At 55.7% G+C, this 20,127-nt stretch carries 18 protein-coding genes and 1 pseudogene; 10 read left to right on the top strand and 9 right to left on the bottom strand.

Annotated elements, in window-relative coordinates:
* Positions 1 to 185: 185 nt before the first annotated feature.
* Positions 186 to 1,274 (top strand): annotated as a pseudogene (locus ACN1C3_RS13950) (cache domain-containing protein); the annotation flags it as partial.
* Between the two features lie 90 nt (positions 1,275 to 1,364).
* Positions 1,365 to 2,132, top strand: coding sequence for a methyl-accepting chemotaxis protein (locus tag ACN1C3_RS13945; protein WP_419116556.1), 768 nt, complete (start codon positions 1,365 to 1,367; stop codon positions 2,130 to 2,132).
* A gap of 35 nt (positions 2,133 to 2,167) precedes the next feature.
* Here the strand turns inward: ACN1C3_RS13945 and ACN1C3_RS13940 are convergent, their stop codons facing one another.
* On the bottom strand, positions 2,168 to 2,389 hold the full coding sequence (locus ACN1C3_RS13940; RefSeq protein ID WP_419116398.1) for a hypothetical protein: 222 nt from the start codon (positions 2,387 to 2,389) through the stop codon (positions 2,168 to 2,170).
* 401 nt (positions 2,390 to 2,790) lie between these two features.
* On the opposite strand from ACN1C3_RS13940, the gene ACN1C3_RS13935 reads away from it, so the two are divergent.
* Positions 2,791 to 3,126, top strand: coding sequence for a nitroreductase (locus tag ACN1C3_RS13935; protein WP_419116397.1), 336 nt, complete (start codon positions 2,791 to 2,793; stop codon positions 3,124 to 3,126).
* Between the two features lie 233 nt (positions 3,127 to 3,359).
* Here the strand turns inward: ACN1C3_RS13935 and ACN1C3_RS13930 are convergent, their stop codons facing one another.
* The gene (locus ACN1C3_RS13930) at positions 3,360 to 3,749 is read right to left on the bottom strand and encodes a winged helix-turn-helix transcriptional regulator (protein WP_419116396.1); all 390 of its coding nucleotides are present in this window, start codon (positions 3,747 to 3,749) and stop codon (positions 3,360 to 3,362) included.
* 112 nt (positions 3,750 to 3,861) lie between these two features.
* On the opposite strand from ACN1C3_RS13930, the gene namA reads away from it, so the two are divergent.
* From namA to ACN1C3_RS13910, 4 genes are all read left to right on the top strand, one after another.
* A complete protein-coding gene (namA, locus tag ACN1C3_RS13925; protein WP_419116395.1) occupies positions 3,862 to 4,902 on the top strand; it encodes an NADPH dehydrogenase NamA in 1,041 nt (346 codons plus the stop codon).
* A gap of 61 nt (positions 4,903 to 4,963) precedes the next feature.
* On the top strand, positions 4,964 to 5,347 hold the full coding sequence (locus tag ACN1C3_RS13920; RefSeq protein WP_419116394.1) for a nuclear transport factor 2 family protein: 384 nt from the start codon (positions 4,964 to 4,966) through the stop codon (positions 5,345 to 5,347).
* A gap of 208 nt (positions 5,348 to 5,555) precedes the next feature.
* Complete coding sequence (locus tag ACN1C3_RS13915) at positions 5,556 to 6,575, top strand: alpha/beta hydrolase (RefSeq protein ID WP_419116393.1); 1,020 nt, start codon at positions 5,556 to 5,558, stop codon at positions 6,573 to 6,575.
* A 289-nt stretch (positions 6,576 to 6,864) separates the two neighbouring features.
* The gene (locus ACN1C3_RS13910; protein ID WP_140678742.1) at positions 6,865 to 7,248 is read left to right on the top strand and encodes a nuclear transport factor 2 family protein; all 384 of its coding nucleotides are present in this window, start codon (positions 6,865 to 6,867) and stop codon (positions 7,246 to 7,248) included.
* A gap of 131 nt (positions 7,249 to 7,379) precedes the next feature.
* Here the strand turns inward: ACN1C3_RS13910 and ACN1C3_RS13905 are convergent, their stop codons facing one another.
* The gene (locus ACN1C3_RS13905; RefSeq protein ID WP_419116392.1) at positions 7,380 to 8,390 is read right to left on the bottom strand and encodes a zinc-dependent alcohol dehydrogenase family protein; all 1,011 of its coding nucleotides are present in this window, start codon (positions 8,388 to 8,390) and stop codon (positions 7,380 to 7,382) included.
* Positions 8,391 to 8,574: 184 nt separating this feature from the next.
* On the opposite strand from ACN1C3_RS13905, the gene ACN1C3_RS13900 reads away from it, so the two are divergent.
* Both ACN1C3_RS13900 and ACN1C3_RS13895 read left to right on the top strand, forming a co-directional pair.
* Positions 8,575 to 9,474, top strand: coding sequence for a LysR substrate-binding domain-containing protein (locus ACN1C3_RS13900; RefSeq protein WP_419116391.1), 900 nt, complete (start codon positions 8,575 to 8,577; stop codon positions 9,472 to 9,474).
* 1,086 nt (positions 9,475 to 10,560) lie between these two features.
* Positions 10,561 to 11,484, top strand: coding sequence for a LysR family transcriptional regulator (locus ACN1C3_RS13895; protein ID WP_419116390.1), 924 nt, complete (start codon positions 10,561 to 10,563; stop codon positions 11,482 to 11,484).
* A gap of 147 nt (positions 11,485 to 11,631) precedes the next feature.
* On the opposite strand, the gene ACN1C3_RS13890 is transcribed toward ACN1C3_RS13895, so the two are convergent.
* The 3 genes from ACN1C3_RS13890 to ACN1C3_RS13880 all read right to left on the bottom strand — a co-directional run bounded on the left by ACN1C3_RS13890 (position 11,632) and on the right by ACN1C3_RS13880 (position 15,178).
* A complete protein-coding gene (locus ACN1C3_RS13890) occupies positions 11,632 to 12,360 on the bottom strand; it encodes an aspartate/glutamate racemase family protein (RefSeq protein WP_419116389.1) in 729 nt (242 codons plus the stop codon).
* 56 nt (positions 12,361 to 12,416) lie between these two features.
* On the bottom strand, positions 12,417 to 13,967 hold the full coding sequence (locus ACN1C3_RS13885) for an NCS1 family nucleobase:cation symporter-1 (RefSeq protein ID WP_419116388.1): 1,551 nt from the start codon (positions 13,965 to 13,967) through the stop codon (positions 12,417 to 12,419).
* A 476-nt stretch (positions 13,968 to 14,443) separates the two neighbouring features.
* On the bottom strand, positions 14,444 to 15,178 hold the full coding sequence (locus ACN1C3_RS13880; RefSeq protein ID WP_419116387.1) for a phosphoadenylyl-sulfate reductase: 735 nt from the start codon (positions 15,176 to 15,178) through the stop codon (positions 14,444 to 14,446).
* Between the two features lie 175 nt (positions 15,179 to 15,353).
* Here ACN1C3_RS13880 and thrH point away from each other — a divergent pair, with 175 nt between their 5' ends.
* On the top strand, positions 15,354 to 15,971 hold the full coding sequence (thrH, locus tag ACN1C3_RS13875; RefSeq protein ID WP_419116386.1) for a bifunctional phosphoserine phosphatase/homoserine phosphotransferase ThrH: 618 nt from the start codon (positions 15,354 to 15,356) through the stop codon (positions 15,969 to 15,971).
* Positions 15,972 to 16,119: 148 nt separating this feature from the next.
* Here thrH and pabB read toward each other — a convergent pair whose 3' ends face one another.
* The 3 genes from pabB to ACN1C3_RS13860 form a co-directional block, all read right to left on the bottom strand.
* A complete protein-coding gene (pabB, locus tag ACN1C3_RS13870) occupies positions 16,120 to 17,463 on the bottom strand; it encodes an aminodeoxychorismate synthase component I (RefSeq protein ID WP_419116555.1) in 1,344 nt (447 codons plus the stop codon).
* A gap of 102 nt (positions 17,464 to 17,565) precedes the next feature.
* Positions 17,566 to 18,594, bottom strand: coding sequence for an alpha-L-glutamate ligase-like protein (locus ACN1C3_RS13865; RefSeq protein WP_419116385.1), 1,029 nt, complete (start codon positions 18,592 to 18,594; stop codon positions 17,566 to 17,568).
* On the bottom strand, positions 18,594 to 20,126 hold the full coding sequence (locus ACN1C3_RS13860; protein ID WP_419116384.1) for an inactive transglutaminase family protein: 1,533 nt from the start codon (positions 20,124 to 20,126) through the stop codon (positions 18,594 to 18,596). Before ACN1C3_RS13860 ends, ACN1C3_RS13865 begins: the two co-directional genes overlap by 1 nt.
* Position 20,127 lies beyond the last annotated feature (1 nt).

Genomic DNA, 20,127 nt, shown 5'->3' with positions numbered 1-20,127 from the left:
GCAATTTCAGCAGGCAATTATTGATAACTTATATTTGTGTAAATCATAAATTATTATTGTTTTTTTTATTGATTAGTGCTCGGTAAGGTTCCACCCTCGCGTAAATAAGCTGCTACCACTGCCAGCACCGCATCCATCTACGCAATGCTCTTACAAAAAAGACTCAACAAAATTCTGGAGTGTAGATGAACGTCAAACAGAAATTGACCTGGGCGTTTGTTGTCATCGCCTGCCTTCCCATCTGCGTGGTCGCGACGCTCGTTGTCATGAATCTGCGCACTGAAGCAATCGACAGTTTTATAGACGGCAGTAACCGTGAAATCCGTCAGGTCGACAATGCCATGCAGTTGTACTTTGAAGGTATCGGCCAGAACGTCGAGTATCTCGCCTCCCAACCGCTACTGAAAGACACTGACGGCAGCCTTAAAAACTATACCGGCGCGAACGCCGCTGATATCCCGCAAGGCGCGCTGGATAAGCAAGTCTTTGCGTTCTATGCGCACTTGGCCAGTAGCCATCCGGCGTACTCCAATATTATTTTCGGCAACAGTGCCGGAGGCTTCGTTTCCTGGCCGGACAATCCGAAACGTGCCAGTTACGATCCTCGTGAGCGCCCTTGGTACAAGTCCGCCCAGAGTAATCCTGGCAAGACCGTGCGCACCGACGCGTACTACTTCGCCCCTAAAGATGCCGTCTATGTCAGTGTCGTTCGCAGTATTGATACCCAACTGGGTAGCAACAGCGGCGTGATCAGTATCGACGTGTCGCTCCAGCAGCTCACTGAAATAATCAAACAAATCAAACTCGGTGAAAGCGGCTATCTGATGCTCGTCGAGCGCGATGGCAAGGTATTGGTCGACCCCCAACAGCCAGGGAACAACTTCAAGAACCTAGCGGAAATCGGCGAGGGGTACGAACAGTTGGCTAAGGCCGGCAAAGGCGTGGTTGAAGTCGAACTGAATGGCGAGCATTACATGGCCAATGTTTGGCCTTCCGAGCGATTGGGCTGGAGCTTCGTCGGCCTGATCAAGCACGAGGAGGTCATGAGTTCCGCGACCCAACTTGCCTGGTTGATCGCTCTGATTGCTGGGGTGCTGGCGCTCGTGTTTGCCCTAGTCGGGGCCAGCTTTGCTGGCTTGATTGTGCGACCGATTCGCAGCGTCGCCAGCGGTCTGCAGGGCATCGCCCAAGGTGAGGGGGATCTAACGCAGAACCTGCAAGTGCGCGGGAACGACGAAACCGCGCAGTTGGCTAGCTGGTTTAACCAGTTCCTGGCCGCCATCCGCGGCCTGATCCACAGCATCGGCCAGGCTGCGAAAAATATCCTCGCTACTTCACGTAGTTCGACCCAGGTCTCCAGCGACATGGCTGAAGCCGCCGGGCGTCAACGCGAGGCAGTGGACATGGTCTCGACTGCGTTCCATGAAATGGTCGCCACCGCGAATGAAATTGCGCGTTCCTGTAGCCAAGCCGCCGACTCAGCCGACAGCGGTTGGCTAAAGGCCCGCGAGGGGCAGCAACAGATTGATGCAGCGGTCAGCAGCGTCGATCAACTGAGCCAGGAAATCGGAAAGTCCGCTCAGTCGATGCAGCAACTGGAGCTTGACAGCAATGACATCCAGTCGATCCTCGGGACGATTCGTTCGATCGCCGAGCAGACCAACCTGCTGGCGCTCAACGCCGCCATCGAGGCGGCCCGTGCTGGCGAGCAGGGGCGTGGGTTTGCCGTGGTCGCTGATGAAGTCCGTGCGCTGGCCAAGCGCACCGCCGACTCTACTGCAGAGATCGACGGTCTGCTAGGTAACTTGGCCAAACGCACCGGTGCTGTCACCCACCAAATGCGCGCCAGTCTGGAGGTTTCGCAGCAGTCAGTCAGCCGTATCGGCGTGGCGCGGACCAGTTTCGGACAGATCCGGGATTCTGTGGACGTGATTCGAGACATGAACACTCAAATCGCCACGGCTGCCGAAGAGCAGCATCAGGTTGTCGAAGGCATCAACCTACATATCAGTCAGATTCATGGGGATGCACAGCGGGTGGCCGAACTGGCGGAATCTGCACGACTTAACTCTGAGGGCTTGGCCGGACTGTCCAGTGAGTTGGACAGCTTGGTGCGACGTTTTCGGACCTGATAAACCTCACCAAAGCCCGGTTACAGATTTTGACTTCATGAATAAATTAAATCCCTCGTTTCTGCATCTGCACGCATTTGCTCGAGTTCTCTGAGAAATGCTTTGTCCTGAATCGTGGGTTTGCTGATGTATGGCATTCGTTCAGGTACAGGTTTGGTGGCATAGGTGGTCACTACGTCTAGGTCGTGCTGCAGTTTCTCTTCGACTTGCGATTCCAGCATCGCACGTAGCGCATCTTTGTCGGGACGGTTAAGCAATTTGGTACTCCTAGTTGGCAGTCAGGAGCTGAGTGTTCGATTCGAGCATTGCCAGGATGGTGAGCGAGGGATCGTCGATATAGATTGTTGAATCGCAATATTGGGTTTAAAGGCAAACAAGCATGGTGAGCCTACCAAGCATTAGCAGCAACCGCCTGTGGCGAATGACGTTATCAAGTGTGAAAAAGTAAGACTCTCAAATCTCAAGGCATTTTTTAACGCGCTTAGGTTGATTGGCAGTACGCCGAGGCGGAGTAGGGCGTTGTTTACGAAAAGCACATTGATCCCGGCGGTTGAGCCCATGTGCGGTCTTTGTTTAGGTGTAGGCTGTAGGCGATTTACCGTGCAGAAAAAATCGTCGGACGCCATCAGGCTCCGGGCGGCTGGACCGTGCACTGCGTGTGCGAGGAGAAGAACATGACGATAACTTTAAGTTTTTTGACGCGCCGGTGGGCATTGTATTTACCACCGATCGATCCATGGAGCAGGGCTGTTGGCTCGACTTCGGCATGTTTCTACAAAATGTGATGTTGATGGCCCGAACGTTCGATCTAGATACTTGCCCGCAAGCCGCATTCAACAAATACCATCGACTGATCGTCGAGCATATGAATTTGCCGAGCGATCAAAAGATGGTGTGCGTCATGAGCTTGGGATATGCAGATAACACCAAGGTGGAGAACACGCTCGCAAGCAAGCGGGTGCCGGTCGAAGGCTTCGTCCGGCTTTACTTCTGAAGTTTGTCAAACTCTTGGAGAGGCATATTCGTCCGGCCTAGTCATCTACCCAGCTCTGCAAAGTCAAGACATGGTGGGCACATAAATTTAAGTGGGCACCCGTTCTAGCCTTTTAAGCGGGTGTTTCATGCAGCCATAACGCCGTTTCTGCTCCAAATTCTTCACGGCCCAGGTCGTTCAAGAGTGTGCCCAGCTCGGCGCTTCGATTGCCAGCGTCGCACTGCGACACAGAATCAAGCCAGAGATTCAAACTGATCGTCATCGACCGCAGAGCGCCTGAGTTCCAAGATCGTGTGCTCATGCACAGCTCCCCACTCTCGCATGGCACTCACCAAAGGCGCGAGAGAGTTACCTAATTCTGTGAGCGAATACTCCACCTTGGGCGGCACCTCGCGATAGATTTCGCGATGAATAACCCCATCAGTCTCCAGCTCTCTCAGCTGGAGTGTCAGCATCCTCTGAGTGATATCTGGTATTAGGCGTCGCAGCTCGTTGAAGCGCTTCGTACCGGACATCAGGTGGAACAATATAAGCGATTTCCATTTTCCACCGATGACATCGACGGTGAACGCGACGGGACAAGCGAACGCCTCAATTTCACCCTGAGGAATACATTTTTTCACTGTTATCTCCGCGGTATAAAAAGTGTGCCTACAGCACAAAATTGTGCGTACTTACGAATATGTGCTGTGTACGTTAGCATGATTCCATATCGATCACTATGGAATGTTCCAGATGAGCTTGCTGCTATCCCCCTACGAAATTAAAGGCCTCAAACTGAAAAACCGGGTTGTCATGTCGCCCATGTGTATGCACATGGCTGCCGATGACGGCTTTATTACTGATTGGCACCGAGTTCATTATGGTGCTCGCGCTTTAGGTCAGGCAGGGCTGATTTTTCCCGAAACGATGGCTGTCCACGCTGATGGTCGCATCGGGCCCGGTGACCTCGGCATCTGGAGTGATGAACACGTTCGCGGCCTGAAGGCTTTCACCGAACTGCTCCACAGCTTTGGTACAAAAGCGGGCGCTCAGATCGGCCACGCGGGGCGCAACGCGGATCTGCCCAATCTGATTCACATCGCGCCCTCGGCGATCCCTTTCACGGATTCCAGTCCTGTCCCCCGCGAACTCGCGGCTAATGAAATTCCGGGTTTGGTGAAGCTATATGGGGATGCCGCACGGCGCGCGAGCGACGCTGGATTCGATGTGCTTGAGATCCATGCCGCGCACGGTTACTTGCTGAGTGAGTTTCTTTCGCCACTGGCCAATGCGCGCGACGACGAGTATGGGGGTGATGCCAAACGTCGCTATCGCTTCCTGCGCGAAGTCTTGGAGGAAGTCAAAAAGCATTGGGGAGATCGTCCTCTGTTCGTTCGGATATCTAGCTCTGATTACGCCGAAGGTGGAAACACGCCTGAATCGTTCCTTGAATATGGGCGCTGGATGAAAGAGCAGGGTGTCGACCTGATCGACTGCAGTTCCGGTGGAATCAAGATGGTAAAGGTGCAGACCTATCCAGGTTACCAAGTACCTGCGGCTGAATTGCTGCGTAAGGAGCTGCACATTGCCACGGGGGCTGTGGGTGTGATCCAGAGTGGGCGCCAGGCCGAAGAAATTTTGCAAAACGGCCGAGCTGATCTGGTGTTTATAGGGCGACAAATGCTTCGCGATCCATTCTGGGTGCGCACCGCAGCAGATGATCTGAGGGAAGTCATAGAGACTCCTGAGGCCTACACACGTTATGGATCTGTCTGGCTTGATACCAAAGCCTGAAGCTTTTCTGCATCAATTAAATCAGTGATCAATAGCAATCCAATGAAGCAGGGGTAAACACATGAGCAAGCCGACTTACGTACAAGAATACCAAGCCATCACCGAGGTGCTGAACAAGTACATTGACGGCTGCAAGCAGGCCAAAAGCAGCATCATGAAGCCAGCTTTCAGTGAGCAAGCAACGATGTTTAGCGTCGATGGCGACGGTAAGCTGGCCGGCGGCGCGATACCAATCCTGTTCGATGGGATCGACAAGGGTTTCCGCCCATCTCCTGACGCACCGGCAGCTATAGTCCGCATCGAGGTCGTCGGTACGGCGGCTAGCGCTCGCATCGACGCCAACGACATGTCAGGCATCTCCTTCACCGACTTTTTCCATCTGTTGAAAGTCGATGGCAAGTGGAAGGTGGTCAGCAAGATCTTCCATACCCACGTCGCGCCTTGAACCTCTGTCCTCCTTGGGTACGCGGGGGATGAGGCTTCCCAGCGTGCCTGCTGTGTTTTTGTTTGCAGACGAGTGGCGCTGGAGCTGTGCGTCCGGCACACGACTGGAAGTCGTTGTCTTCCACTGCCTGAGTGAAGACGCAACAAAAATATGAAGTAGCTCGCTATTTAAAACGATGCACACACTCAGGTTATACAGAGGAAAGATCATGAAAACCCTCACCTCCGCTCTGGCCCTTACCGCTGCGACCCTGTCCCTTGGTAGTGCTTTTGCAGCCAGCCAGCCCGGCGTTGAACACAACACCGCAAAATTCTTGCAATCCCTTGAAGGCGGCAAGACGCTCGACTCCATGACGCCGGCCGATGCCCGCGCCGCTCTGTTGGCTGCCCAGGCTGCCCCCCAAGTGGCCTTGCCGGCGGCTGATGTCAGCGAGATGACGATCCGCGTCAACGGTAGCGACCTGAAGCTGACCATCGTGCGCCCTGTCGGCAGCAAACAGAAAACCCTACCCGCGTTTATGTACTTCCACGGTGGCGGCTGGGTGTTGGGCGACTTCCCGACCCACGAACGGCTGGTGCGTGACCTGGTGGTAGGCTCGGGTGCGGTGGCGGTCTTCGTCAACTACACCCTCTCGCCTGAGGCGGGATACGGCGTCGCCATCGAGCAAGCCTATGCTGCGACAAAATGGGTGGCCGAACATGGCAAGGAGATCAACGTAGACGGCAAACGCCTCGCCGTAGCTGGCAACAGCGCAGGCGGGAACATTGCAGCTGTGGTTGCCTTGATGGCGAACGAGAGGGGCGCACCAGCACTGCGTTCGCAAGTGTTGCTGTGTCCGGTGACGGATGCAAACTTTGACACGCCGTCCTACAAGGAGTTTGCCAACGGCTACTTCCTGACGAAGGATTTGATGGTGTGGTTCTGGGACAATTACACACTCGATGCCGAAGCACGCAAGCAGATTTACGCTTCGCCACTGCAGGCGACAACCGAGCAGTTGAAGGGCTTGCCGCCGACGCTAATCCAAACTGCCGAATTCGATGTCCTGCGCGATGAAGCTGAAGCTTACGGCCGCAAGCTCGACGCTGCGGGTGTACCTGTGAAGTCGGTACGCTACAACGGCATGATTCACGATTTTGGGCTGTCGAACGCATTCAGCCATCTGCCGGCGCCCCGCACCGCGATCGAACAGGCATCTCAAGAACTCAAGACCAGCCTGAGCAAGTAGTTTCAAAAACAAAGAGTCCGCAGGTCACGGTGAAACTGCGGAATTCTTTATTGAAAACACATCGTTAATTTCATTGCGAAGCTACAGTAGCACCAAAGTTTTTCGGAACACCTGCTGTGCTTTTTGCAATTGAGCATAAATCAATAATCGCAATCCTTATTAAATTAAGAGTGAATAAATGAAAATTACCTCTATCAAGAGTTTGTTTTTTGTGGCCCTAATTTCGAGCTTGGGCGCGATTGCTCAAGCAGATAACCTACCGAGTGACCAACAAGTCAGTAGTAAAACAGTGAGCAAACCTACGTACGTAGAAGAATACCAAGCTATCACTGAGGTGCTTAACAAGTATATTGAGGGTTGCAAGCAGGCCAAGAGCAGTATCATGAAGCCCGCTTTCAACGAACATGCGACGATGTACAGCGTCGGCGCCGATGGCAAGCTGGCAGGCGGCGCGATTCCAATCCTGTTCGATGGGATCGACAAGGGTTTCCGTCCATCTCCTGACGCACAGGCCGCTATAGTCCGCATCGAGATCGTCGGTACCGCGGCTAGCGCTCGCATCGACGCTAACGACATGTCAGGCATCTCTTTCACTGACTTCTTCCATCTGCTGAAAGTCGAAGGTAAGTGGACTGTGGTTAGCAAGATTTTCCAAACGCATGTAGCGCCTTAATTACTTGAGCCGTCCGGCGGCTTTGTGCTCGACTATCTAGGGCTTCTGCGCTGGAACCTTCGATCACAGCCATCGACTTTAGTTAGTGGAGTCGGTATTCAACCGCCGGATGACCCAGTCCTTTCTTGATCTTACGAAATTTTGATTACTACTTTACCAAAGGCGCCTCTGGCCAAGTGCTCGTACGCTTGGCGTGCTTGATCAAATGGATACACGTGGTCGATTACCGGGCGAATCTTGTGCTCATTCAAGAATTCGTTCATGCGATCGAATGAGGAGCGGGGAGCAACGGCGATGCCACGAATCGTTGTTTGCCGGAAGATCAAAGGCATCAGGTTCAGTGCAGAGGTTTGGCCGGTCAGGAAGCCTATCTGTGCGATACGTCCTCCTGCCTTTGTCGCTGCAACCGATTGATTGATGCCATCCCCGCCTGCCACATCCAGCAGGAGATCGACCCCCTTGCCGTCAGTGAGCTTTAGTACTTCCTCTGCCCACTCAGGGCTAGTGCGATAATTTACACCCGCAACAGCACCCAGTTTTTTCACTGCTTGCAGATTGTCATCTCGACTGGAAGTGACGATAACTTTGGCGCCAAGTGCCGTTGCAATTTGTGCTGCGAAAACAGAAACACCCCCTGAGCCCTGAACCAAAACGGTTTGGCCTGCCTCGATCTGGCCGAAATCAACGAGCGCAAACCATGCCGTCAGAGCAGCAATTGGAAGGGTCGCAGCTTCCTCATCTGACATGTTGTCGGGAGCACGTACCGCGCTGTCTTCATGGATAATCATGTACTCCGCCAGACCACCCGGCAATGGCGAGCCGAAGCAGTAGTTGGGCTCATCTGGCCCTGGCATGCCATCCAACCACCGTGAGTAAAGGTGTGAGTTAACTCGATCTCCGATAGCGAAGCGACTGACGCCATCACCCACTGCTACGACAGTACCTGCCGCGTCGCTTACAGGGATTAGCGGCTTGGGCACCATATGAGGCTCGTAGATGCCGTCAACGATAGCCTTATCTCGGAAGTTGAGCGATACAGCCCCCACTTTTACCAGCAGTTCTCCAGCTTTGGGCACGGGTGTCTCAGCTTCCCCCTGCACAAGATTGTCCAATCCGAAATCTTTCAGAAGCCACGCTTTCATTTTCAGTCTCCAGCAGTTTTGAATGTGCAGGGGAGGAAAGCTCCTCCCTTACGCTGAGGACATTGTTGAGATTTCGCGGCACTAGATAAATGTGCAGAAACCAACAGGATTGTTATCCTGATCAGCAACAATCATCCAGTTATCATGTTTCCCGAGAAAGAGACTTATGGAGCTTCTACAGTCGATGCAGGTATTCGCCAAGCTGGCTGAGTTGGGAAGCTTCACCAAAGTCGCGGAGGCAATGCTGGCAGGACGCCCGTACGTCACACGCACCATTCAGGATCTGGAAGCTTCGTTGGGTGTCCGCCTGTTCCAACGCACTACCCGTAAAGTGAAACTGACTGCTGAGGGCGAGCGGTTTTATGAGCGTGTCAAAGAGATTTTGGCAACAATCGCAGAAGCTACTTCCATGTTCGACCGTAGTGGATCGACGTTGCGGGGACGGCTTCGCATTGACATCCCGACTGCATTTTCCCAGCACAGCTTCATGGAAAACCTGAGAAAATTTACGGAGGCATTTCCCGAAATCGAGCTTTCGCTGGGCGTGACCGACCGTGCGGTAGATCTCGTAGCCGAGGGCATCGACTGTGCATTGCGAATCGGTGACCTCCCGGACTCAAGCATGGTAGCTAGAGAAATTGGTACCGCCACCATGGTGACCTGTGCGTCTCCAGGTTATCTCCAAGCTTGCGGGCCACTCAGAACCCTAAACGATCTATCAAGCCACCGATGTGTCAGCTTCCTTTCTGGTCAGAATAACAGACCGCTGCCTTGGCATTTTTCGGTAGACGGTGAAGATCGTCCACATACGCCTCATGGTGGTATAACTGTGAATGAGTCGAATGCCTACGTTCAATGCGGTGTTGCAGGTTTCGGCATTGTTCAAGCGCCGGGAATTACCGTTGAGACTTTCCTCGCAAGCGGAGAACTGGTTGAAGTGCTCAGGGCATTTCGTCCAAAGCCTCGACTGGTTTCCGTGCTGTACCCAAGCAGAACGCATCTTGCACCTCATGTGGATGCATTTGTGGATTGGCTAAAGGAGCATTTTCCTGTGCTGTACCCCAGCTGGTTCAAATCTCACTAAACTGCATTTGTATGTTGACTCGGCAATAGAGGTAGTTTCTTGCCGTAAAATGTATTGGGCGGACGATCATCAACTCCTGTGTATCGGGCAGCAATCGACCCAATCGTTTCCTCACGGTCTTGAGAAATAAATTGGCAATACAAATGCGGAAGTAATGAAAAGCAGAGCACGGCTCCGCGACCGTCGAGTCTTGGCTGACCAAGTAATTTTGGTTTGAGTACAAAAGGGCCCTTCGAGGGCCTCCTTGTATCTCATTCGAGAGAGGCGGTTGTTCTTCTCGGCGCAGAGATCAAGCATCTCCTGGGTCTCTTGAGTAACGCCTAGCTGGCGCTACGATCCGTGCGCTTCTGGCCATAAGAGGGGTACAGGAGCCTTAACGCTGGCCAACGGCTCCAGGTGAAGACCCATCCTGACCGCCCCTGCGCAGTATCAATACCGTCATCTCATAAACAAGGACGGTTTCCCCCCCGTCGAAGTGACGTCGACTTTAAACACAACCCACCCTCGTTCATGGTTTCTTGCATGGATGAGTGATCGAACGACTTGAGCTGAGAGCTTGAGAATGTCTCCAGGCACTACTGGAGCAACCATCCTAAAACCATCGATCTTCCCAGCCGCCACGACATTTGTTTGAAGCAGTAAGGCATCACACTGTCGACGCCGGCGCCGCGTTGGCTCACGAGCTGAAGCAAGACTGACCCACCTCTAAATCTGAACAAATCCCGCATAGGCAATGGTTCGAGGGGAACAGACTGGGTCAGTGACATCTCGGCAACTGGGTCAATTCGGCATCGGTGCCAACAGTCGCCTTTCTGCCAGTGATCCCACATCAGTTTTTTCTGGCTTTCGGTGTAATAGATCCGAGGTCTCTGCTTCATCTGCAACACTCCTTCTGCTTACACAGAATTTAGTTGTATTGCATCGACCGGTTGAATCCACAGCTAATTGTTGCCGGTCGTAAATGGGGCGGACATACTTACCCGTTTTAAAAACTAACGACTTCATTTTATTTTCTAATGATCACTGAAGGCTGAGTAGAGGGTAATTGCTATAGTCTGTGTAAACTAAAAGTTTATAGTTGCGACCATGGAAACCTTCAGCAGTATCGAATGCTTCGTCCGTAGCGCTGAGGTCGGCAGCTTTGCCGAAGCCGCGCGGCGCTTGAGTCTGACTCCCGCGGCAGTGGGCAAGAGTGTCGCCAAGCTGGAAGCTCGGCTCGGTGTGCGGTTGTTTCAGCGCAGTACCCGCAGCTTGACGCTGACCGAGGCCGGCCAGCTGTTTCTCGGTGAGGTCAGCGCCAGCCTTCATACGATTCAAAACGCCGTGGCCAATCTGGCCAGCGCCGAAGGGCGTCCGGCAGGGACATTGAAAGTCAGCATGGGCACGGTGTTCGGACGGTTGTATATCGTGCCGCTGCTGGGAGAGTTTCTGCAGCGCTTTCCGGCGATCAACCCGGATTGGCATTTCGATAACCGTCAGGTCGACCTGATCGGCCAAGGCTTCGATGCCGCGATTGGCGGTGGTTTTGAGCTGCCGCAAGGGGTAGTGGCGCGAAAACTGACGCCCGCTCATCGGGTGTTGGTGGCTTCAAAGGATTATCTGGCGCAGCGCGAGACGATTGCCGAGCAGGATGACTTGCGCCATTGCGACGGAATTTTGATCCGCTCACCGCAAACCGGGCGGGTTCGCTCCTGGCAACTCACCAGTCGTAGTCAGCAACACAGCCCGCTGACACTCAAGGCACGGATGACCATGAGCGACTCGGAAGCTGCGTGCGCCACTGCCGCGCAGGGTTTGGGCATTGCCTTGGTGAGCATGCCGTTCGCCGTGAACTACTTGAATGCCGGAACCCTGCTGCGGGTGTTGCCGGATTGGTATGTCGACGACGGCAATATCTCGATCTACTACGCCGAGCATAAATTGCTACCGGGCAAGACCCGGGCGTTTGTCGACTTCATCATCGAACAGTTTGCCGAGCAGCAGTTGGGGCAGCGGTTTAGTGCCATCTAGGTTCGACTATGGACCGAGTCATCGTTCATCGCGAGCAAGCCCGCTCCCACACTAGATCAGCGTCGGGCACAAATTTTGTGCAAACAGAAAATCCAATGTGGGAGCGGGCTTGCTCGCGATGGCTGCGACTCGGTCTCAGAGCATGACTCAGCGCCCAAACCGTCCCGGCCAGCCAATAATGGTCTTCGGCCGAGGGGTGGCATAGGTCCGCACCTTGGACGTGGAAAGCCCCAGCCGCACCAGCGATTCAGCAATAGTCACCGCCGCTGTCACCCCATCCACCACCGGCACGCCGGTACGCCGACGAATCTGTTCATCCAGCCCGGCCATCCCCCCGCAACCCAGACAGATCACCTCAGCCTTGTCCTCACTCACCGCCAGTTCCGCCTGACGAACGATGGCTTCGAGGGCACGCTCTGGATCTTCTTCCAGTTCCAGCACCGCCAGACCGCTGGCCCGAACCGAGGCGCAGCGGTCATAGAGGCCGGAAAGCTTGAGGCGGTCTTCAATCAGCGGCACGGTGCGGTCCAGTGTGGTGACCACCGAATAGGCGTGGCCCAGAAACATCGCGGTACTCGCGCCCGCATCGGTGATGTCCACCACCGGCACATTGAGCAATTCCTGCAATCCTTCACGGCCATGCTCGCCATAGCCGGCCTGGATGACCGCGTCGTAGGGCTGGTCGTAGGACAGCACGCGATCCATGACCGCGATGGCCGCCAGGTAGCTTTCGAAATTGCCTTCGATCGACTCTGCGCCGAAGTAGGGCGTCAGGCCGACGATCTCGGTGCCGGGCGAGGCCACCGCTTGCGCCTGCCTGGCGATGGCTTGGGTAATCGACTTGGTGGTGTTGACGTTGACCACAAGAATTCGCATGGGATGTCCTTATAGCGGGGCATTCGACGGCCCGTGTTGATCGGGCCGCTCGGAGGTTAATGGCTGACGTTATCAACCGCGATGGCTTCGCCGCTGACGTCCGCGTAGTGCGGTTGCCGTTTGGCGATGATCAGATAAAGAAGGCCTGCGATACCTGCACCAAATAGCCAGGAGAACGGCGATACGCTGGCGAAGCCCGGAGCCAGCGCCAGGGTGATGGCAATCAGCGCCGCAGGAATAAAGGCTGCAACGGCCCGCAGATTCACGCCGCGGCTGTAGTAATAGGCGCCTTTGGGATCTTCACTGTAGAGCTCGGGCACATTGACCTGGCCTTTACGCACCAGCCAATAGTCGACCATGATCACGCCGTACAGCGGCCCCAACAGGGCGCCGAGCCCGGACAGGAAATAGACAATCACCAATGGGCTGTTATAGAGATTCCACGGCAGGATCAGCACCGCAATGGTCGCGCTGATCAGCCCGGCGCGGCGAAAGTTCAGGTACTTGGGCGCCAGATTGCTGAGGACGAAGGCCGGGGCGACGAAGTTGGCCATGATGTTCACCGCCACGGTGACGATCAGGAACGCCAGGCAGCCCAGTACCAGAAAGAACGTATTGGGAATCGAGGCGATGATTTCCGTCGGGCTTTCGATGATCCGTCCGTTGATCTGGAACTGCGCACCGCAGAGCAATACGGTGATGCTGGCGAACACCAGGATATTCACCGGCAGGCCCCAGAAATTGCCGACTTTGATGGTCTTGCGGCACGGCGAAGAGCGAGCGAAATCGCAGAAGTTGAGGATCAGCGTGCCATAGATCGACAGCCACAGTGCGCCGCCGGCGAAGATGTTGCGCCACATTTCGGCGCCGCTCAGCGGTTCGCGGATCGACCAGGCGATGGTCGCGTTGGCCTGGGTGTACATCCATGCCGCAAGGGCGGCGACTGTCAGCAGAATCACTGGCCCGGCAAACGCCTCATACCGCCGGACCATCTCCATGCCGTAGGCGAGAATCGCCAATTGCACGAACCAAATGGCCACGAAGCATACCCAGCCCAGGCTCGACAGCCCGAGGATCGAGTTGTGATCGTACTCGGCGAAGCCTGGGTGGACTGCGGTCAGCAGCACGCGAAACACCACCGAAGCCAGGTACGTCTGAATACCGAACCAGGCAATGGCGATGACGGCACGGATAAGCGCCGGAATTTGCGCACCATGGATGCCGAAACTGATGCGGCTGATCACCGGAAATGGCACGCCGGTTTTCTGGCCCATGTAGCCGGACAGGTTCATGAAGAAGTACACCAGCGCCGCACCGATCCCCAGCGACAACAGGATCTGCCAACCGCCCAGGCCCAGGGCGTATAAGCCGATGGCGAAGGAGTAATTGGCGATGTTGTGTACGTCGTTGGTCCAGAGCGCAAAGATGCTGTAACGCCCCCAGCGCCGACCTTCGATTTTGGTCGGCGCCAGGTCCTTGTTGTGCAGGCGCGGGCTGAGGGTCAGCGGTGGCGTCGTCCCAGGCATCTGACCGGTATTGGATTGAAGGCGGTTATGGGTGGAGGAGGGCAAATCCAGTGCGATGTTATTAGAGAGGCTTGTGCGCATTCCGGCTGGCTCCTGATTCCGGTTTGACGGTGACTGTGCATGAGCGCGAGGCTCGGCAATCTTCGTCGACAGTTCCGGGAATCACTGGGTTCTGGGCATCTGCAGCCTGGCGGAGGATTAACCGTGACAGGCTTGCGGATATAAAGTGTATGTATGTTTTGTATTTATTGTATACAAAGCATGGATTCACTTAAGCCACTTCTGTGCCAGATTTCAGTCTATGAATTCTATGTTTAATTTCGTTTTTGTAGGTCTTATCGCTAAGTGCATGAAATACAGGCGATATAAATTGACCAATTGAACAGGTATTTATTTTATAACGGGATTGAGGCTGGTAAAGGGCGAGTAACAGGGCAGAAGGGGAGGTGTAACTTTTTGGGGCGTTGATAGTAAAAGTGAACACAAAAATGGCACCTACGGTGACATTAATGTGTACACATTTTTCATGAGCCCGGTATTGACTGGCTGGACGATCTTTACGCTTTGCTGATGATGTTCCCGGCGTGCAGCCCGCATTCTTTCTGCGTGGCTTCTTCCCACCACCAGCGGCCTTCGCGCTCGTGCTGGTTAGGCAGAACAGGGCGGGTGCAGGGTTCGCAGCCGATGCTGATAAAGCCGCGTTCGTGCAGGCTGTTGTAAGGCAGCTCAAGCATGCGGATGTAGCCCCAGATCTCTTCGCTGGTCATTTGCGCCAGCGGATTGAATTTGTAGAGAGTGCGCTCCGGGGTGGAGAACGCGCTGTCGATCTCAAGCACGGCGACCTGGCTGCGGGTGCCGGGGCTCTGGTCGCGGCGCTGGCCGGTCGCCCAGGCGCTGACGGTGGAGAGTTTGCGGCGCAGCGGCTCGATCTTGCGGATACCGCAGCATTCGCCATGGCCGTCTTTATAGAAGCTGAACAGACCTTTTTCTTTCACGAAGGGTTCTAGCTTGCTTTGATCCGGCGAGACCAGCTCAATCTCGATCTTGTAGTGCTCGCGGACCTGCTCGATGAACCGGTAGGTTTCCGGATGCAGTCGGCCAGTGTCGAGGCTGAAGACTTTGACGTTTTTGTTCAGTTTCCAGGCCATGTCCACCAGCACCACGTCTTCCGCGCCGCTGAAGGAAATCCACAGGTCGTCACCGAACTGGGCGAAGGCGAGTTTGAGAATGTCCTGCGCGGACTTGTTGGCATAGGTTGCGGCGAGTTCAGCGACGTCGAACGATTGGCTCATCAGGGCGGTTTCCTACAGGTCGGTGGCGCTATGCGCTCTATATGCTGACGATGGTAACAAAAACCTGTGGTGGCTGGCGCGCTCCTCTGCGTTGCGCCGACCAGAGCGAGTCGCTAGAGTTCAGCTGTTCTTTTACGTGCTCAACTCAATAATCAATACAAAATGGGAGTGTCTTGTGGAAATTGCCTGTCTCGACCTGGAAGGTGTGCTGGTCCCGGAAATCTGGATCGCCTTTGCCGAAAAAACCGGTATTGAATCCCTCAAGGCAACCACTCGGGACATTCCCGATTACGACGTGTTGATGAAGCAGCGTCTGCGGATTCTTGATGAGCACGGCTTGAAGCTGTCCGACATCCAGGAAGTGATCGCCACGCTAAAGCCGCTGGACGGCGCCATTGAGTTCGTCAATTGGCTGCGCGAGCGGTTTCAGGTGGTGATTCTCTCGGACACGTTCTATGATTTTTCCCAGCCGCTGATGCGTCAGCTGGGTTTCCCGACCTTGCTTTGCCATCGACTGATCACCGATGAAACAGATCGGGTGAGCGGTTATCAACTGCGCCAGAAAGATCCCAAGCGCCAATCGGTGCTGGCGTTCAAGAGCCTGTACTACCGAGTGATCGCGGCGGGTGATTCGTACAACGACACTACGATGCTGGGCGAAGCCGATGCGGGGATTCTGTTCCATGCGCCGGAGAACGTGATTCGCGAGTTCCCGCAATTTCCAGCGGTGCACACCTTTGCCGAGCTCAAGCAGGAATTTCTCAAGGCCTCGAATCGCGAACTCAGCCTGTAAATACTGTGGCGAGGGAGCTTGCTCCCGCTGGGGTGCGAAGCAGCCCAAAAACCTGACACCGCGTATCTTCAGGTAGAACGCATGCATCGGTTTACGACTGCTGACACAGCCGAGCGGGAGCAAGCTCCCTCGCCACAAAAGCCCTGCATTAAAGGTTTTGCAAGGTTTCCAGCAACACCTTCACTTTGGTGATGGACTCCTGATACTCGGCCTGCCAGTCCGAGTCCGCGACGATTCCACCACCGCCCCAGCAGCAGACCTGCCCATCCTTGACCAGCAAGCTGCGGATGGCGATGGAGCTGTCCATTTCCCCGCGCACATCCAGATACAGCAACGAGCCGCAATACAGCCCGCGCCGCGTTGGTTCAAGTTCATCAATGATTTGCATGGCGCGGATTTTCGGTGCGCCGGTGATCGAGCCACCGGGAAAGCTGCCGGCGATCAGGTCGAGGGCATCTTTATCGTCCGCCAGTTCGCCGGTGACGCTGCTGACCAGATGATGAACGTTCGGGTAGCTTTCCAGGCTGAACAACTCCGGTACTCGCACCGAGCCAATGCGGCAGGTACGGCCCAGATCGTTGCGCAGCAGGTCGACGATCATCAGGTTTTCCGCGCGATCCTTGGCACTGGCCAGCAGTTCGGCGGCGTTGGCTGCATCATCAAAGGCGTCTTTGCCGCGTGGCCGGGTGCCTTTGATCGGACGGGTTTCCACGTGGCGATCACTGACTTTGACGAAGCGCTCTGGCGACAGGCTCAGTACGGCGCCGCCGTCGGGCAGGCTTTGATAGCCGGAGAAGGGTGTCGGGCAAGCCGCTCGCAGCGCGCAATACGCGGTCCACGGGTCGCCCTGGCATTGCGCGCGAAAGCGTTGGGCAAAGTTGACCTGGTAACAGTCACCGGCCTGGATGTACTGCTGGATGCGCACAAAAGCGTGCTGATAGTCGCTGGCGCTGAGGTCAGGGCGCATTTCGCCATTCAGGTTGAACGGGCCGGGTATCGAGTGCGCAGGCTGGCTGAACAGCTCGATCAGTCGCTGACGTTCCGCTGTAGCCAGGTTTGGGTGAAACACCAGTTGGCTGGTGCTCTTCAGGTGATCGCTGATCAGCGCCCAGTTGTACAGACCCAGCCGCGCATCGGGTAACTGCAGATCATCGCGGGCCTGGTGTGGCAGGGTTTCCAGATGGCGGCCGAAGTCATAGCTGAGGTAGCCGATCAGGCCGCCGGCGAACGGTAGTTCATAAGGTTCTGGCAGGTTTGCGTGACCCAGCTGGCCAAGACTGCTGCGCAGGCGCTGAAGAAACCCACTGCCGCTTTCATTCGGCAACACCGCAAGCTGCTCCAGCGGCCAGGCGCTGAGCAGGTCATAGCGCCCGCGTTCAGCACTCGGGCGGCCGCTGTCGAGCAGCACGGCACCGGGGGCATGGCGAATCGCCGCGAAATACTCGGCAGGGTTGGCGCGATAAGGAAGCGGGTGTACGGAGCAGGTCAACATGCGGGGCAGATCAGTCATCGGTGCGCGGCTGGCGATTGTAGTCCCCTGCAGGATTTGCTCCTAGAGGGGATGTCGGGGATTGATCGCCTGTGACGTAGAGCGTCACAGAGTGTATTCCCTGGCCTTGCGTGAGGAGTGCTTGCTGAAGCCTTCAACCGCTGGAATATGCCCGAACAACTCTTGAGCGAATTTCACCCGCTCTTCAGCGGTTTCGGTGATGCCTTTGGCCTTCAGTTCTTCCAGGCGGGCTTCCACTGCATGGGTGCGCAGGGTCAGGCCGCAATCGTTGGCGATCTGGATGTTCAGGCCGGGGCGGGCGTTGAGTTCGAGAATCAACGGGCCTTTTTCCTGGTCCAGCACCATGTCGACGCCGATATAGCCTAGCCCGCAGAGTTCATAACAGCCGGCTGCCAGCTTCATGAAGCCGTCCCAGTTGGGCAACTGCACGCCGTCCACCGCGTTGGTGGTGTCCGGGTGTTTGGTGATGATGCTGTTCAGCCAGGTACCGCGTAGGGTCAGGCCGGTGGCCATGTCGACGCCGACGCCGATGGCGCCCTGGTGCAGATTGGCCTTGCCGTTCGATTGACGGGTTGGCAGGCGCAGCATGGCCATCACCGGATAGCCCATCAGCACGATGACACGGATATCCGGTACACCTTCGTAGCTGATGCTTTTGAAGATCTGGTCCGGTGTCACGCGGTATTCGATCAGCGCCCGGTCACGGTGACCGCCCAAGGAATACAGGCCGGTCAGGATGCTGGAAATCTGATGTTCGATTTCTTCATGGCTGATGATCCTCCCCGACACCGTGCGATAACGGCCTTCGAAGCGGTCGACGATGACCAGGATGCCGTCACCACCGGCGCCCTGGGCCGGCTTGATCACGAAATCGCTGCGCCCGCCGATGATCTCGTCGAGCTTGTCGATTTCCTTTTCGGTCGAGATCACCCCGTACATTTCGGGTACGTGAATGCCGGCCTTGATCGCACGTTCCTTGGTGATGATCTTGTCATCGACAATCGGGTACAGGCTGCGCTTGTTGTACTTGAGCACGTAGTCGGCGTTACGCCGATTGATTCCCATGACGCCCCGGGCTTCCAGGGCCTTCCAGGTCTTCCAGAGCCCGAACATTATGAATCAGCCTTGAGGAAGGCTTTGAACCGCACCAGTTCGGTAAGGCGGTAGCCGCGATAGCGCCCCATGGCCAGCATGAAGCCCACCATAATCAACAGAATCGCCGGGAAGGTGAACACGAAGTAGATCAATTCCGGCACGCTCATGATCAAGTGCGCCAGGGAAGCGGCGAACAGTGTGCCGATCGCGACTTTCAGCGCATTCCCGGCACCGCGTTCTTCCCAGGTGATCGACAGACGTTCGATGGTCATGGTCAGAATCACCATCGGGAACAGCGCGACCGACAGTCCTCGCTCCAGGCCAAGCTTATGGCTGAAGAGGCTGATGGCGGCGATCAGCACCACCACGAAGGTCAATACCACCGACAACCTTGGCAGCATTTGCAGCTTCAAGTGTTCAAGGTAGGAGCGCAGCGACAAGCCCAGCGCGGTAATGATGGTGAACAATACGATGCCGAAGCCCAGTTGCGTCTCGCGAAAGGCCAGGGCGATCAGTACCGGGGTGAACGTGCCGAGGGTCTGCAGGCCGATCAGGTTGCGCAGGATCAGGATCACCAGCACGCCGATCGGAATCATCACCATGATCATGAACGTTTGCTGGGTTTGCAGCGGCAGCCCGTACAACGAGTAATCGAGGACGTTGGCGTTAGAGTTCTCGTCGGTCAGCTTGGCCAGGCGAATGGCGTTCATTTCGCTGTTGTTCATGCTGAAGGTCACGGTGGCTTTCTTGCCGCCATCGACGGTGATCAGGTTCTCATCTCCGGTCCACCACAGCAGGCGGTCGGTGGGCAGGCCCTGTTCGCCGGTATCCGGGTTGAAGTACAACCAGTCGTTACCGTTGAAGCTGCGCAGCCACAGCTCCGGGGTTTGCGGCTGATCCGCCACCAGACGAATGGTGTGGACCTTTTCCACCGGCACATGGGCGATGGACAGCAGCAGTTCGACGATCTTCGCCTTGTGCGGTGTCGACGGATCGCCGGCCAGCAGCAGTTTGACGTTGTCGTCGTTGAGGTTGTTGACGCGTTTGATGGCTTCGCCGATGAAGGTTTCGACATCCGCCGAGTGCTGGCGAATCGGCGCGAGCAGGGCCTCGGCGGCGAGCTTCTCCGGGCCTTCGACGGCAATGCTGTCGCGGAAGGTCGGGCCTTTGACCTTGGATTTTTCGCTGCTGTAACGCTTGGTCAGCACCAGGCGGTAATAAAGCGTCTGATTGCCCTTGGCACGGCGTGCGGACCAGGTGACCTTGCGGTTGCCGTCGACGCGGTTGACGGCCACACCGTAGTTATTGGAGATAAAACTCTCGTTGAGGCTGACATAGTCGCGGCTCAGTGGCGGCACGAACATCTGGATCTTGATCGGGTCTTTGGCATTGGCGACGAACTCGACCTTGGCGTCGATGTTCCACAAGTCGTCGGTGGCGTCTTCGGTCACCGGAATACCTAGCACGAAAATCTGATAGGCCGTGACTGAAATACCCAGCGCCACCAGGATGGCGATCAGGATTTTCAGATGGAGGGTAAGCGAACGCATT

The organism is Pseudomonas sp. H11T01, assembly GCF_048515765.1.
Taxonomy (GTDB): Bacteria; Pseudomonadota; Gammaproteobacteria; order Pseudomonadales; family Pseudomonadaceae; genus Aquipseudomonas.
Note: the sequence above shows the minus strand (reverse complement) of the source record. Positions and strands in the feature narration are given on the sequence as shown.

Excerpts from the sequence above, each read along its gene's own strand:
- ACN1C3_RS13905 (WP_419116392.1), bottom strand. The coding sequence starts at position 8,390 with ATGAAAGCGTGGCTTCTGAAAGATTTCGGATTGGACAATCTTGTGCAG.
- ACN1C3_RS13880 (WP_419116387.1), bottom strand. The coding sequence starts at position 15,178 with ATGAGCCAATCGTTCGACGTCGCTGAACTCGCCGCAACCTATGCCAAC.
- ACN1C3_RS13885 (WP_419116388.1), bottom strand. The coding sequence starts at position 13,967 with ATGCGCACAAGCCTCTCTAATAACATCGCACTGGATTTGCCCTCCTCC.
- ACN1C3_RS13945 (WP_419116556.1), top strand. The coding sequence starts at position 1,365 with ATGGCTGAAGCCGCCGGGCGTCAACGCGAGGCAGTGGACATGGTCTCG.
- ACN1C3_RS13900 (WP_419116391.1), top strand. The coding sequence starts at position 8,575 with ATGCAGGTATTCGCCAAGCTGGCTGAGTTGGGAAGCTTCACCAAAGTC.
- ACN1C3_RS13865 (WP_419116385.1), bottom strand. The coding sequence starts at position 18,594 with ATGTTCGGGCTCTGGAAGACCTGGAAGGCCCTGGAAGCCCGGGGCGTC.
- ACN1C3_RS13915 (WP_419116393.1), top strand. The coding sequence starts at position 5,556 with ATGAAAACCCTCACCTCCGCTCTGGCCCTTACCGCTGCGACCCTGTCC.
- namA (WP_419116395.1), top strand. The coding sequence starts at position 3,862 with ATGAGCTTGCTGCTATCCCCCTACGAAATTAAAGGCCTCAAACTGAAA.
- ACN1C3_RS13920 (WP_419116394.1), top strand. The coding sequence starts at position 4,964 with ATGAGCAAGCCGACTTACGTACAAGAATACCAAGCCATCACCGAGGTG.
- ACN1C3_RS13890 (WP_419116389.1), bottom strand. The coding sequence starts at position 12,360 with ATGCGAATTCTTGTGGTCAACGTCAACACCACCAAGTCGATTACCCAA.
- ACN1C3_RS13860 (WP_419116384.1), bottom strand. The coding sequence starts at position 20,126 with ATGCGTTCGCTTACCCTCCATCTGAAAATCCTGATCGCCATCCTGGTG.
- pabB (WP_419116555.1), bottom strand. The coding sequence starts at position 17,463 with ATGTTGACCTGCTCCGTACACCCGCTTCCTTATCGCGCCAACCCTGCC.
- ACN1C3_RS13895 (WP_419116390.1), top strand. The coding sequence starts at position 10,561 with ATGGAAACCTTCAGCAGTATCGAATGCTTCGTCCGTAGCGCTGAGGTC.